This window comes from Flavobacterium sp. FG19 (assembly GCF_057809475.1).
The window spans coordinates 59,231-73,535 of the sequence record NZ_JBMDKA010000031.1 but is presented as its reverse complement, the minus strand read 5'-3'; the positions used below and the strand labels follow the sequence as shown (position 1 = coordinate 73,535).

At 36.9% G+C, this 14,305-nt stretch carries 10 protein-coding genes; 2 read left to right on the top strand and 8 right to left on the bottom strand.

The genetic code is table 11. The annotated features are described in order from the left end of the window. Window positions 1-283 precede the first annotated feature (283 nt). The 3 genes from ACODST_RS23625 to ACODST_RS23615 are packed head-to-tail and all read right to left on the bottom strand — an operon-like array spanning window position 284 to window position 1,658. Window positions 284-727 carry a hypothetical protein gene (locus ACODST_RS23625; RefSeq protein ID WP_488934555.1) on the bottom strand — a complete coding sequence of 148 codons (444 nt, stop codon included), beginning with the start codon at window positions 725-727 and terminating at the stop codon, window positions 284-286. After that, window positions 717-1,118 carry a helix-turn-helix domain-containing protein gene (locus tag ACODST_RS23620; RefSeq protein WP_488934554.1) on the bottom strand — a complete coding sequence of 134 codons (402 nt, stop codon included), beginning with the start codon at window positions 1,116-1,118 and terminating at the stop codon, window positions 717-719. The genes ACODST_RS23625 and ACODST_RS23620 overlap by 11 nt, the downstream gene beginning before the upstream one ends. 18 nt (window positions 1,119-1,136) lie before the next feature. Further along, entirely contained in the window at window positions 1,137-1,658 is a 522-nt protein-coding gene (locus ACODST_RS23615; protein WP_488934553.1) for a hypothetical protein, read from the bottom strand. A gap of 224 nt (window positions 1,659-1,882) precedes the next feature. Here ACODST_RS23615 and ACODST_RS23610 point away from each other — a divergent pair, with 224 nt between their 5' ends. Continuing rightward, on the top strand, window positions 1,883-3,493 hold the full coding sequence (locus ACODST_RS23610; RefSeq protein ID WP_488934552.1) for a class I SAM-dependent methyltransferase: 1,611 nt from the start codon (window positions 1,883-1,885) through the stop codon (window positions 3,491-3,493). Window positions 3,494-3,569: 76 nt separating this feature from the next. Here ACODST_RS23610 and ACODST_RS23605 read toward each other — a convergent pair whose 3' ends face one another. Then, a complete protein-coding gene (locus ACODST_RS23605; RefSeq protein WP_488934551.1) occupies window positions 3,570-5,324 on the bottom strand; it encodes a hypothetical protein in 1,755 nt (584 codons plus the stop codon). A gap of 200 nt (window positions 5,325-5,524) precedes the next feature. Here ACODST_RS23605 and ACODST_RS23600 point away from each other — a divergent pair, with 200 nt between their 5' ends. Beyond that, on the top strand, window positions 5,525-6,442 hold the full coding sequence (locus tag ACODST_RS23600) for a bifunctional helix-turn-helix transcriptional regulator/GNAT family N-acetyltransferase (RefSeq protein ID WP_488934550.1): 918 nt from the start codon (window positions 5,525-5,527) through the stop codon (window positions 6,440-6,442). Window positions 6,443-6,523: 81 nt separating this feature from the next. On the opposite strand, the gene ACODST_RS23595 is transcribed toward ACODST_RS23600, so the two are convergent. From ACODST_RS23595 to ACODST_RS23580, 4 genes are all read right to left on the bottom strand, one after another. Further along, on the bottom strand, window positions 6,524-8,032 hold the full coding sequence (locus ACODST_RS23595; RefSeq protein ID WP_488934549.1) for an aminotransferase class V-fold PLP-dependent enzyme: 1,509 nt from the start codon (window positions 8,030-8,032) through the stop codon (window positions 6,524-6,526). A gap of 11 nt (window positions 8,033-8,043) precedes the next feature. Continuing rightward, window positions 8,044-10,056 (bottom strand): protein-disulfide reductase DsbD family protein, encoded by a 2,013-nt coding sequence (locus ACODST_RS23590; RefSeq protein WP_488934548.1) that lies wholly within the window; start codon window positions 10,054-10,056, stop codon window positions 8,044-8,046. 205 nt (window positions 10,057-10,261) lie between these two features. Continuing rightward, a complete protein-coding gene (locus tag ACODST_RS23585; RefSeq protein ID WP_488934547.1) occupies window positions 10,262-13,051 on the bottom strand; it encodes a M16 family metallopeptidase in 2,790 nt (929 codons plus the stop codon). Between the two features lie 89 nt (window positions 13,052-13,140). Then, complete coding sequence (locus ACODST_RS23580; RefSeq protein WP_488934546.1) at window positions 13,141-14,277, bottom strand: redoxin domain-containing protein; 1,137 nt, start codon at window positions 14,275-14,277, stop codon at window positions 13,141-13,143. Window positions 14,278-14,305 lie beyond the last annotated feature (28 nt).

Genomic DNA, 14,305 nt, shown 5'->3' with positions numbered 1-14,305 from the left:
CAAATTTACATTTTATAGATATTTGTAAATTGACTTGGCAAACATAGGAGAAGCGTCCTATTTATAGAATAGGGTAAATGTTTCCGATATAAAGCTCCAGAGGAGCGACATATAATGTAAATTGCAAAAGAATATGTTGCTCCTCTGGAGCTTTTTTCATTTTCTTATTGAAATTCTATAAATATTATACCCCTCTGGGGTTTATCATAGTGTTTTTTTTTAGCAAATAGTATCTTTTATTCAAAGAGGCTATCCTTTTGAGACGGCCTCTTTGAAATTTCATTTACTTTAATAAGCTATTTGGATCAATTATAGGCAAAATAAAATCTCTTAAGATAGTGCCCTGAAAGCGTGTCATTAGAATTCCTCTTGATGTTGAATAAGTAATTGAAGCTAATGCATTTCCTAAAAAAGAATTTACTGTAATAGTACTATCCTCTCCTTGAATTGCTAATTCTTCAAGATTATCAACATGAAAAATATAAACAAAACTAAAATTCCCTACTGCTTCCTCAATGTCTTTATTACTGCTTTTAGTTTCAACATTTACAGAAAAATCAGCTTTAACAAGTTTATCTTCAAGATTAAATCCTAATTCAAAATCTACGTTAAAGGAATGTCCTTCTATGTTTTCTTCATTAAAATCAAATGGGCTGTTAATTTGTCCTTTAATGATTTTAAAATCTACAATTTCTATTTTTTCAGACTGTAAAATATTAGCTGACATTTGCTAAATGTTTTTTTGATTTAGATTTTTTCCAGGCAGTTGTATAAGTTACATCCGTTGTATTAATGTTTGTATTTTTATATACCGTGATCACTCTTTTATTACCTGAATTAGAAAAGAGAGCTTTTGTCTGAGGTATTTCTATAATTGTTTCCCCTAACTCTGCCTCTAATTTTGCTAATGAACGCAATGTAAAATTATGTTCACCTGTAAGCCATTTGTTAATTTCGGATGGACTTTTTTCCATTTTTAGAGCTAAATCTTTTTGGTTAAATCCTTTTGCTTTCAATAATTCATGCACACGAACCACTATATCAGCATACATCTTTACGAAGATTTTTGTTTCCTCTGGTGTCTCTGACAAAATTCTTTGGGCAACTTTGCTTCTCATAATTTCTGGTTTTAATTTTTAGAGGATGATTTCATCTGAACCATCATAATTTGTAAGTTTTCTATTGAGTTCATCAATAATAATGGTGCGATCAAAAAGAGCTTCATTAATTCGTTTTGCAAATTCACAAGCTGCTCTCCATTCCATATTTAGTGAACTTGTTTGATTTGTCGGGCCATCTTTTATACCTCCGTTAAAAAGAATGACAATATTATTTGTGATCTTTAATGCATATATTCTTAAAGGAAATCCCGGATAATGATATGTTACTTCATCTATAACAACTTTACCCTGAACTGGTAATCCTTTTACCTGATTTTCTTCCCTGTTAAAAAAGGCATCAATAGCACCATGATCTTCACCTATTGAGTTTATGATAAAGGATAAAAGTGCCTGTCCTGCTTCTTTATACTCTGGCAGACGATCGTATTTATCAAAGAATAAATCCGTCTCATTTATTTCATTATAATCATTTCTAACGCTATAAAAAGTACATTGTGCACCTTCATCATCCCATATTTCTAAAGCAAATATATTCACATTATAATTCGTTTACAAACAAAAATACACTTTTAAGTATATTTTACAATCATATTTAATCTATTTAACACATTAAATTACCTTTTATAAGTAAAAAAGTGATTCGTGATTTACTTGATTTCATATATTCATAGAAAGAACCTTTATAATCAAATCTAAAAAAAGAAGGAAGTACAATGAGTCAAAAAATTCACTATTTTTAAAGTAACCATCATTTTTGTACTATGACCCAGAAATCAAAACTTTTAAGTTCCATTTTCAGGCATTTGGACGGCCTTGTAACAGCTCCTGTTGCTATTGCGTTTAAAAATAAATCTGTTTTAGAATTTATCTTAAATAAAAAACAACTCACCTTATCTGAGCTTACTACTGCTTCTAAAGCCAATGAAGGCTATCTGAACATAGGTTTACGGGTTCTGGCTTCTCAGGGTTTTCTGGATTATGAAGTCGATAATCAAACACAGGAAATTACAATTTCGGTAAACGAAAAAACAGAAACGGCTTTTTCCTTGTTTCATCTTTATGAAGATGTGGTGGCCTTGCTGCAGTTATCGGTACAATTTCACCCTCGTTTGTTTGAAGATATTCCGTTTGAAAAACTCAATCTTATTTTTGAAAAATATAAAACAAGATACGGAATTGAACCGTCAGCTGATCCGCTGAAAAACAGCATTCAGGAACATATTTTAAAACATATCGAAGGGTATTTGATTGGCCCAACCATAGTTCGCCTGGCAATGAACGGCATGTTTCATAAGTATTTTATGGAAACTTCTTTCAGACCTGAGGAGTTTCATAAATCGCCTGAAAACTTCAAAAAAATACTGGACTTTTTTGTACATCTGGGCTGGTTTCTCGAAAAAAACGGCAATTATCAGTTTACTGAGGCAGGTTTGTTTTTTGCCAAACGTGCCAGTGCTTATGGCGTTACGGTTTCGTATCTGCCTACATTCGCCAAAATCGAAGAACTAATTTTTGGCAATCCGGATGTTTTAAGAACGGCCGAAGGCGAAAACGAACTTCACGTTGACCGCGAAATGAACGTTTGGGGAAGCGGAGGTGCTCACGATACCTATTTCAAAGTCGTTGATGAAATCCTGATCAAACTTTTTAATCTTCCTATCGAAGAACAGCCAAAAGGAATTCTCGATATGGGCTGTGGCAACGGCGCTTTCCTCCAGCATATTTTTGAAGTAATTGACAGGCAGACTTTACGAGGAAAAATGCTCGACGAATATCCACTGTTTCTCGTAGGTGCCGATTACAATCAAACGGCACTGAAAGTTACAAGAGCCAATTTGATCAAAGCGGATATCTGGGCAAAAGTAATCTGGGGCGATATAGGACGTCCGGATCTGCTGGCTCATGACCTTAAAGAAAACTACAACATCGACCTGAGAGACCTGCTGAATGTACGAACGTTTCTGGACCATAACCGAATCTGGCAGGAACCAAAACATATGGAGCCAAACAGAGTCAGCACTTCGACAGGTGCTTTTGCTTACAAAGGAAAACGAATCAGCAACAATCTGGTTGAAGATAATCTGCTGGAACATTTACAAAAATGGTCGCCTTATGTTCATAAATTTGGTTTGCTTTTAATCGAACTGCATACTATAAATCCTAAACTTACCGCCCAAAATATAGGCCGAACTCCCGCTACAGCGTATGATGCCACACACGGCTTTTCGGATCAGTATATTGTGGAAATTGATGTTTTTAACAGGGTTGCAGCAGAAGCAGGATTATTTCCGGATCAATCGGTTTTTAAACGGTTCCCGGATGCTGATACCGCTACGGTAAGTATCAATTTGCTGAAAGGGAAAAAGCACTGACATTGATTTGTAAACTATTACAATTCTGATATTATTAAAAATCGTCTACATCTTCACTGTAATCAAAATCATAACACTAATATTTATCATAAAACTCCCAGTCGTCTGTCAGTTTCATGATTAAATTATAATTTTTTCGATAGTCTTCTTCAACCATTTTGGGATCTTTGGAATCATGTGCTTCAACTACAAAATTGCCGTAATCCATAATAAAACCATTAGGGTTGTTGAACTTAAAACTTATTTTTCTAATCTCTACACTATTAGTCTGTGAACATGTTTTCGAACTGTATAAATTGCCTTTGTAAATCCTAAAACACGAGCCGTATCCTACAGTATTATTAAAGTTCCTTTTCTGGTCGTACTCCAGACTACTGCCGCTTTTGTCCAGAAGCTCGTTCAGGTCTTTAAGATTTGGAGGCAGCTGCTGTATCGCATGCAGGATTAAAACATTAAAATCAGGAAATGATATTATAGTGGTATCTCTTACAACCGGACTGCCTATCCTTTCTTCAGACGGAAATCCTTCTTTCTTTAACAAATCAATCAGCTTTCCTGTAAGCCTTTCTGTAGTTTCATATAATACTTTGGGGCTTTTCCGGTTTTCCAGTCCGTACTCCGCCTGATCTTCATGAAGCAGGTTTTCTAATTCTTTTTTTAAGGGAAAATTCCAGTTTGTTTTTGCAGCTTTAGATATAGAGTCATATTTACTGCTAAAGTTTTTCCAGTCCGGAATTTTACGAAGACCATTAAAAATCTTAGCATTAAAATACGAAAGATCAATCCCTTTGCGGGCCAGTTTTTCACCCCACCAGAAAGCAGCTTTTACATCTCTGGACAAAACAGCACAGCGAACAGCATTATGAATATCTCTTGCAAAAAGGACAGGATAAGTCCGGGCCAAAAGCTGGTACTCTTCTTTTGCTTTGCCATACTGCCGTCCTAAAATATAATTTTCAGCATTTTGGGTATACGTATAATAGTTTTTTTCCTTTTTTTCGGCTGCTTCTTTTTCAATGTCTGCCACTAATTTATTGGCTGTAATTACAGGAATACAGTCGTAATTTTGCCTTGGTACTATTTTATTTCGCTTACTCTTTTCCGGATCATAAATAAGGGCGCCGATGTCGAAGATCTCCGAATAACTGTAACCAAAAGCCAGCAGTGTATTCCTGGTGATTTTGCCGCTTATTTTAAAAGACTGTTTTTCTCCAAGGTTGATTTTCTGATAAGCATACTTTTTAAAATAAAATGCCGGAAAGGTATCCAGAACAGTAAACTCATCAGCCTCTTTATTGTTCCGTTTTACCTCGACAGAATCTTTGTTGACCGTTTTTCCTAAATAACAAATCCGGGTTGTGTTTGCTTTTTCTCCCAGAAAAATTTCGATGTATTCTTTCTCCTTTTTGTGTTTAGTAAATTCATTTGCCTTCCAATCATTATTCCCGCTCACAAAACCTTCAATTTCTGCGATACTGTCTTTTGGATTATAGGTACACTTACTGATTTCTACTTTTAAAAAACACATGGATAAATGCTCTATAAAATGAAAGTTCCTAAACGTTTTAGTCCGAAAGGTGACCCCGTAATTAACGATTCCTTTATAATTTCGGGCATCTACAAAATAAGCTGTTTTTGAAGTATCGTCTGATGCCGAAAACCAGTTCCTTCGATCCTTATTCCAGAAACTATATACTTCATTATAGACTTTGTTTTTCTCAAAATCAGTTTGGTTATAAAATCTGTTCGCAGTTTGTTTTTGTCCAAAAGACAGAGGAATAAAAATACTATTTACGAGAACAAATAAAGCTTTTGAAAATACTCTGGTCATAAATGATAAGGCTTCTGTACTTTGTTAAAAAATAAGAATAGTTTTATTTTTCAATACTACATCAAATAAATTAAAAAACCTATTTTTCTTCTGCTGATAAGAAATATTCTAAAAACGTTTTTGCATTTATTATAATTCCCTATAATTGGTTGACAAAAGCAACTATTTTTATATATTTGCATTTTACAACATTTGAAATTATGACTACTACAACTTCAAAAATCAGAAGTTTTAACCGTTTTTATACTTCGCATTTAGACATTTTAAGCCAGCATTATCTGGAAAGCGAATATTCACTGACTGAAGTACGTATTCTGTACGAAATCAGCGAAAGCAAAACGATTACGGCCCAGAATATCACCGAAATACTGAACCTCGACAAAGGATATGTAAGCCGGATTTTAAAACGTTTTTTAAAAGATAATCTTATTGCCAGAGTACCTTCAACGGAGGACAAACGGGCCTATAATATTGAACTCAGTCCCTCTGGTACACAATTACTAAATTCGCTGAACGCTAAGGTAGAACAACAGATTGAAGACAAAATTGAAAAACTGGATTTCTTCGAAAAAGAAAACCTGATCAATTCTATGTACACGGTAAAAAACCTGCTGTCTGAAAACAAACCGCTCCGCAGTGACATAACCTATCGTCATGAAATTAAACCGGGCGATATTGGGTACATCATTTACCTGCACGGCTTTATCTATGGCAACGAATCGAATTTCTCGAACGAATTTGAAAAGTATGTCATCAAGACTTTTTATCATTTCCTGGAACATTATTCTCCTGAAAATGACCGTATCTGGATGGCGGAATACCATAATAAAATCGTGGGCTGTATTGCTATTGTTCATCAGCCGGAAAATGAAGCGCAATTGCGATGGTTCCTGCTGGATCCGTCTTTCAGGGGACTTGGAATTGGTAAAAAACTATTGACTGACGCGGTAGATTTCTGCAGAGAAAAGAAGTTTAAAAATGTGTTTCTGCTTACAACGAGTATGCAGGATAAAGCGCTTGAAATGTATAAAATGGCCGGTTTTAAACTTACGCAGTCAGAAGAAGTTCAGGAATGGGGAAAAACCTTTAATGAGGAACGTTATGATCTTGCGCTGTAGTGCTAATTTAGTTTTCAGTCGCAGTTTTCAGTTTAATTAAAAATTAAATTGCCTCTGGCTAAATCCAGAGGCAATTTAGTCTTATAGCAATGAGAACCATTCTTTTACTTCTTCTTCGATAACTTCCTTTACCTCAAGATGATCGAACTCATTGGTTACGGAGTTATATTGATAGGCTTTCTGCCAGTTGCGAATATTTGAAACGATCTGCTCAATGGCATCGCAGATAAACAAAAGTTCTTCGTTTTTCATAGTCGGATGAAGTGAAACCCTTACCCAGCCCGGTTTTTCGGTTAGGTTTTTCTGAAGGATTCCGTTGGTAATCGCTGTCGATTTTTCTTCATCAATATCAAGCAGATAATGTGCATAGGTACTCGCACACGACCAGCCGCCACGAACCTGAATTCCGAAACGGTCGTTTAACAGCCTTACGATTAAATTGTAATGAATATCTTTGATCGTAAACGAAACACAGCCTATTCTTTCGGTCTGCAAATCGCCTAAAATAGTTAAACCTTTTATTTTCTGCAGTTCCGAAAAACAAAGATTCAGAAGTTCTGTTTCCCTATTTTTCATGTTCTGAACCTTCATTTTGTCTTTTAATTCCAGGCATAAAGCGGTACGCATTACCTGCAGAAATCCGGGAGTTCCGCCATCTTCTTTAACTTCAATTGCATCGCTGTAATGATAACCGCCCCAAGGATTGGTACATTTTACGTTCCCGCCGCCCGGATTATCCGGAAAATTCGATTGATACAGTTTTTCATTGAAAATCAAAATACCACAGGTTCCGGGTCCGCCCAGAAATTTATGCGGCGAAAAGAAAATCGCATCCAATTGTTCTTCCGGATCTTCAGGATGCATATCAATCTGAACATAAGGTGCCGAAGCAGCAAAATCAACAAAACAATACCCTCCATTTTGATGCATTATTTTAGCCAGTTCATGATAAGGCGTAATAATTCCGGTTACATTAGAACAGGCGGTAAAAGAACCTATTTTAAGCGTCCTGTTTTCATATTTTTTGATTTCCTGTTCCAATATTTCCGGATCGACTAAATTGTTTTTCCCACAGGGCAGAACAACCACATCGGCAATGGTTTCGTACCACGGAACCTGATTGGAATGGTGTTCCATATGGGTGATAAAAACGACTGGTCTCTCATCCTCTAAATGGAGTTTTATGTTGTAAATATTATCTTCAGAACGCAGTCCCATAATACGCTGCAGTTTGTTTAAAGCCGCTGTCATTCCCGTTCCGGCCGCCACAAGACAATCCGATTGGGAAGCGTTTACATGTTTTTTAATAAGCTGTCTGGCATGCTGATAGGCATACGTTGACGCTTTTCCGGTCTGACTGGAAAATGAATGCGTATTGGCAATCATAGGGCCGATTTTGCGCAGCATTATATCCTCAATCGGAAAATACAGTCGGCCGCTGGCAATCCAGTCGGCGTATAGCAAATTTTGTGTTCCGTAAACCGATTCGAACCTGTGATTTACGCCAATTGTATTTTCTCTGAATTCTGAAAAATAACTTTCGAGTTTACTTGGTTTTGTTTTCAAAATAGTATCCATTTCCTGTCTCATTATAAAATGGTTTATTTTTTAAAGTTTTTAATTCCGGACTGCAGCCAATTGTAATATTCTTCGATATCAGGATTATAGGCTGAGGTTTCGGTTAAAGAATTACTGTTGTGGTCAACAATTACATAAAACGGCTGGGCATTGGCTTTATAGGTTTTAATCTGCAGATCGCTCCATTTGTTCCCTATCGTTTTTATTTTTTTTCCGGTTGTTTCAGAAACATACTGTTCGTTTTCCGGCAGCTCTTTTTTATCATCGACATACAACGAAATCAAAACCACATCGTTGTTTAATACGCCCAGCACTTTAGAATCAGACCAAACGAGTTCTTCCATTTTTCGGCAGTTAACGCAGGCATATCCGGTAAAATCAAGTAAAACCGGTTTTCCTTCTTTTTTGGCGTATTCCATTCCCTTGTTATAATCATGAAACGTGATGATATTCTGCGGACCATGTTCTGCTCCTTCGGGCAAGGCTGACTGGACTGTTTCTATGGTGTTTTTAGCTCCTAATCCGTCAGGAGATTCGCTGTAATGCATTGGTGGCGGAAATCCGCTGATAAGTTTAAGCGGTGCGCCCCAAAGTCCCGGAATTAAATAAATTGTAAAGGTTAAAACGATCAATCCAAAGCTTAATCTTCCTACCGAAATATGATTAACTGGCGAATCGTGCGGCAGGGTAATTTTTCCGAATAAATAAAAAGCCAGCATTCCAAAAACCGCAATCCAGATCGCCAGAAAAACTTCTCTTTCCAGCCAGTGCAGCTGTAAAACCAAATCGGCATTCGACAAAAATTTAAAAGCTAAAGCCAGTTCTAAAAATCCTAAAACAACTTTTACCGTATTGAGCCACCCGCCTGATTTTGGCAGTGCATTTAACCAGCCCGGAAAGGCAGCAAATAACGAAAATGGTAAAGCAATAGCGATTGAAAAGCCTAACATTCCAACGATGGGTGCAATTCCGCCTTTTGAAGCTGCTTCGACCAATAAAGTTCCCACAATTGGACCTGTACACGAAAAGGATACTATCGCTAAAGCCAGGGCCATAAAGAAAATCCCGATCAGTCCGCCTCTATCGGCTTGTGAATCAACTTTGTTGGCTAATGCATTTGGCAGCATGATTTCGAATGCGCCTAAAAAAGAACAGGCAAAAACAACCAATAAAACAAAGAAAATCAGGTTGAACCAGACGTTTGTTGAAAGGGCATTCAGAGAATCGGCACCAAAAACTGCGGTTACAATAGATCCTAATAAAACATAAATAATTACAATTGAAAACCCGTAAATCATGGCATTACGGATTCCGGCTGCCTTTGTTTTGCTCTGTTTGGTAAAATAACTTACCGTCATAGGGATCATTGGGAAAACACAAGGTGTTAATAATGCTGCAAATCCTGATAAAAAAGCAATAATAAAAATGCTCAGCAAACCTCTGGATTCTTCTTTCTTAGAGGGAGTTACAACTGCTTTTTCTGTGTGCTCTGTTTTATCAACTGCTTTTACAAAAGTTACATCCTGTGCTGCTGCAGCATCTTTTTTGACAGCGGAAATTTCTTCCACAGCAGCTGTTTTCTTTTCTGCCGGAATTTTAAAAGTCAGTTCTTCTGTTGACGGTGGTAAACAATTACTGTCGTCACAGACCATAAAATCAACATCGGCTGTAATGCTCGAAACATTGTCTGAAATGATTCTGATTTTTTGTGTAAAAACCGCTTTGTCTTCGAAATATTTGATTTTCATATCGAAGATTTTATCGATGGTTTCGTGTCCTTTTTCCTCGGTTGTTTTACCCAGTAACTCAAATTTCTTCTGCGGGTTTTTGAAGGTAAAAGCCGTTGGAGACGGTCCGCCTTCTTCGATATACTGTCCGTACAAATGCCAGCCGGATTGTATTACGGCTTTGGCTTTTAAAATATATTCTTTCTCTGAAACTTTTTCTACAGTGGTCGACCATTTAACAGGATTGTACATTTGGGCCGACATACCCGCAGAAAGCAGTAACAGAAAGGTTATGATACTATTTTTCATTTTTTTGATGTGGTATTTAAAAAAGAGCTGTCGGCAAACAGCTCTTTTGGGTCTTTCACAAATAAAAAATGCTTACTAATTCAGATTTTAAAATGAAATAATGAAAGACGACTATTAAAATTTATTTTTAACGATTAGACTTAGTTTTCAGTTCTCAGTCTCAGTTTACAGATTACAGCGAAACTGAACACTGAGACTGAGAATACTACTTCAAAGGATTTCCGTCTTTATCCAGAGAGCCTGATTTGATGATGATCATTTTGTCTAACTGAATGTATTTTTTAACGGCATCATTTACCTGCTGTAGTGTAACTTTTTCTATATCTTTTGGATATTGTTCAATATAGTTTGGTTCCAGACCTCTTTCTACAAAACCTAAAATAGTTCGTGCCATTCCGTTTGTGGTAGACATTCCTACTTTAAAACTTCCAATTAAATTGGTTTTCTTGTTTTCCAGTTCTGCTGCGGTGATTCCGTCTTTTACCCATTTGTCTACCTGAACCATTGTGGCATCTAACCCTTTTTGAAACAAGGCCGGGTTGAAAGAGGCATTCACAAACCAATAACCTCCAGTTGCAATATTACCTCCTAATCCAGATGAGATATTATAAGTTAAACCATCATTGTCACGAACAGTCTGCATTAAACGCCCTGCAAATCCGGCACCTAAAGTATAATTGGCAATATAAAACGGAATATAATCGGCATCGGTTCTTTTTAAACCTGTATACTGCCCAATGAACAATTCGGCACTTGGTTTTTCCGGAATGGTTACCACTTCTGTTTTTGCACTGGTTTTTACGGCTTCCTCAAACTTCATGTTTTCTGTTATACCACCATTCCAGTTTTTGAATGATTTTTTTAACGAAGCGTTCAAATTGGCTCCCTCTGTATCTCCCACAATTACTAAATGCATCGAAGCCGGTCCGAAATATTTTTTGTGGAAAGCTTTTACTTCATCTAAGGTGGCATTTTTAATATTGACGATATTATCTTCTACGCTTAAACTGTAATTCGGGTTCGCTTTTGGATAAATAGCCTGAGATAATGCGATACTTCCTCTTTCGCCCGGATCGTTTAAATCCTGCTGGGTGTTCCCGATAAACTGCTGTTTTAAGTTTTCAAATTCTTTGACATCAAATAACGGATTTCTTAATTCTTCGGCCAATAAAACTATTACCTGATCCAAATCTTTTTTCAGGCATTTAAAGCCAATATTGATTTTAAAAGTCGAGGCATTTATGTTTAGGTTTACACCTAATTTCTGCAGTTTTTCTGAGAATTTGAATTTGTCATTCAGCGTAGTTCCTTTTGATAACATCGATGCTGTCAAAGCCGGAATCATATTATTTTTGCCTTCGTTGGCATAATTTCCTAACGAAATACTGGCGGCGGCAGTAACAAAATCTTTGGCTGACGTTTTTACCGAAATCACATCTATTCCGGATACTTTTTCTCTTTTGTAAGCCGAAGCCGTTTTTTCAATTACAGTATTTTCAAAATCGGTTTTACTGATGTTTTCAGGTTCTGATAAAAGAGCTGATGCTGGTTCTTCGTGCGTATGCCCCTCTTCTGAATGTCTGTAGTAAAACGGTCCGTTTTCCGGCATAAAATTATTCCCCTGAGTTGTATCCTGATTTTGAGATCCGGATTGTTTCGGGATAAAATAGCCTGTTGTACTCTGGTCTTCAACCAAATATTTTTGAGCGACACGTAATACATCTGCCGGAGTTACTTTTTTCAGCCTGTCAACTCCTGTTACGTAATCGGTCCAGTCTCCCGAAGCAATGGCTTCGTTTAATTCTGATGCAATTACGCCAGAACCGTCTCTTCCTAAAATAGTCTGCGCACTGATTTTGGCCACTACTCTGTTTACCTCATCCTGTGTTACACCTCCTTTTTGAATTTTTGCTACCACTTCGCTGATTTTTGCATCGATATCTTCATGTTTAGATGAGGTTGGAAAACCAACGCCAATGGTAAAAAGACCGACTTCTTTGAAATTTGTTGCACTTGCATACGCATAAATTCCTAAACGGCTGTCAACAAAAGTTTTATTTAAAATTGCTGAAGGCCCTGAACCTATAATTTCTCCCAAAATATTCAAAGCCGGAAGATCTTCGTGTAAAGCACCCGGAATTTTATAGGCTTTGTTTATTACACCTAATTCTCCCGGTTTTCTTACTACTATTTTACGGGCACCGTATTGCTCCGGTTCCTGCGTATAAGGCTGCGGCATAACGTGCGGTGCTTTTGTAATTTTTCCGAAATATTTTTCGATCAGTTCAAAAACATTCTCTTTTTTAAAGTCGCCAATAATGGTTAAAGTGGCATTATCCGGCCAATAATAGGTATTGTAGAAATTACGTAAAACTTCGATTGGCGCATTTTCAATATCTGATTTCCATCCAATTGTTGAATGATGATACGGATGTGCAATATAGGCCGAAGCCCAGATTTCTTTGTCCAGTAAACTATTCGGATTGTTTTCTCCGCGCTCAAATTCGTTACGAACTACCGTCATTTCGGCTTCTTTGTCTTCTTTAAGCAATAAAGAGTTTCGCATTCTGTCGGCTTCAATCTGAATGGCCAGTTCGATTTTATCACTTGGCAGCGTTTCAAAATAGTTGGTTCTGTCGTACCAGGTCGTGGCGTTTAACTGTGCTCCCGTATTCTGAAGCACATCAGTAATGGTATTTCCGTTCTTTTTGTTGAAACTGGGCGTTCCCTTAAACATCAAATGTTCTAAAAGGTGCGTAGATCCCGTGTTTCCTAAAACCTCATGTTTAGAACCTACACGATACACAATCTGCACCGTTGCAACCGGTGAAGCATTGTCCTGCAGCAGTAAAACACTCATACCGTTTGGCTGGTATAAATATTCTTCTATACCGCCTAATTCTTTTATTTTCCTGAAGTTAACTGATTTATTCTGCGCTGAAATAAGGGTGCAGAAAGCTAGTGAGCAATAGCCCACGAAGATGTACTTTTTCATGTTTTATGATTTTTTTTAGTTTTCAGTCACAATCACAGTTTTCAGTTTTTACTGAGACTGAAAACTGTGACTGGAGACTGGATACTAATCTATGATTTACTGAAAATTTCTTTCAACTTAGACTGCAGCTCGGCTTCTCTAAGATTTTTGGCAACGATTTTTCCGTCAGGGCCAATTAAGTAGTTGGTTGGCACCATTTTTACACCGTATAAAACAGCAGCTTCATTCTGCCATCCTTTTAAGTCTGAAACATGAGTCCAGGTTAATCCGTCTTTTTCTACGGCCTTTTCCCAAGGTTCTTTTTTATTGTCCAGGGAAACGCCTAAAACATCAAATCCTTTTTCGTGATAGGTTTTGTAAGCCAGAACTACATTTGGATTTTCTTTTCGGCACGGTCCGCACCAGGAAGCCCAGAAATCTACTAAAACATATTTTCCTTTGTAATCTGAAAGTTTTACCACTTTTCCGTTAACATCCGTTTGAGAAAACTCTGGCGCAGCAACACCTATGGCTGTTTTATCATTAATTTCAATGGCCTTTTTTAATTGTTTTCCGTAAATCGATTTTTGTATTTCAGGAGATAAAAGGGCATAATACATTTTTACCTGTTCCGGAGTTCCATAGGATACAATACGGTCGTTAATTACGAGAACTGCGGCCGTTTTATCTTTATTTTTTCTAATGAATTTATCTGTCAGATCAACAGCAAAAGTATCAAGGTCTTTCCACTTTTTATCCATTGCCTTTTTCTGATCTCCTGATAATTCTACTTTTCCGTTTTGGGTTAACGAATCGGATAATTTGTAGATTGGTCCGGCAACATTCTGGATTTTTTTGAATTCAATATCGTAATACGATTTGTAAACATCATTTTGTGCAGACCCGGTAACTTTAGCTTTAAAAATAGAATCTTTCTGCGCTTCTAGTTTTATGTCTTCATTATCCAGCAGGAAAAAAGCCCCAAAGTCCTGTCCTTTAAGTTTAATACTGTATAACAAAGGTTCGGATACTTTTCCGGTAAAGACAAAAGTCCCACCCGGCTTGATTTCTGCAGAATCTGCAATTTTATTATTTCCGTTTTCATCTGTATTTTCCAGATAAACCATTCCTTTGTCTAATCCGGCGATGGTACCGTTAATAGTAAATCCTTCTTTTTTAGAACAGGAAGCGGTTACGGCTGCCAGTACTAAAAAAGATAATGACGATTTTAAGATTGTACTTTTCATGTGTGTTATTTTTTTTAGTTTTCCGTCT

What these genes read in the sequence shown, in the direction of transcription:
- ACODST_RS23595 (WP_488934549.1), bottom strand. Translation starts at nt 8,032, where the DNA reads ATGAGACAGGAAATGGATACTATTTTGAAAACAAAACCAAGTAAACTC.
- ACODST_RS23605 (WP_488934551.1), bottom strand. Translation starts at nt 5,324, where the DNA reads ATGACCAGAGTATTTTCAAAAGCTTTATTTGTTCTCGTAAATAGTATT.
- ACODST_RS23585 (WP_488934547.1), bottom strand. Translation starts at nt 13,051, where the DNA reads ATGAAAAAGTACATCTTCGTGGGCTATTGCTCACTAGCTTTCTGCACC.
- ACODST_RS23600 (WP_488934550.1), top strand. Translation starts at nt 5,525, where the DNA reads ATGACTACTACAACTTCAAAAATCAGAAGTTTTAACCGTTTTTATACT.
- ACODST_RS23610 (WP_488934552.1), top strand. Translation starts at nt 1,883, where the DNA reads ATGACCCAGAAATCAAAACTTTTAAGTTCCATTTTCAGGCATTTGGAC.
- ACODST_RS23590 (WP_488934548.1), bottom strand. Translation starts at nt 10,056, where the DNA reads ATGAAAAATAGTATCATAACCTTTCTGTTACTGCTTTCTGCGGGTATG.
- ACODST_RS23625 (WP_488934555.1), bottom strand. Translation starts at nt 727, where the DNA reads ATGTCAGCTAATATTTTACAGTCTGAAAAAATAGAAATTGTAGATTTT.
- ACODST_RS23580 (WP_488934546.1), bottom strand. Translation starts at nt 14,277, where the DNA reads ATGAAAAGTACAATCTTAAAATCGTCATTATCTTTTTTAGTACTGGCA.
- ACODST_RS23620 (WP_488934554.1), bottom strand. Translation starts at nt 1,118, where the DNA reads ATGAGAAGCAAAGTTGCCCAAAGAATTTTGTCAGAGACACCAGAGGAA.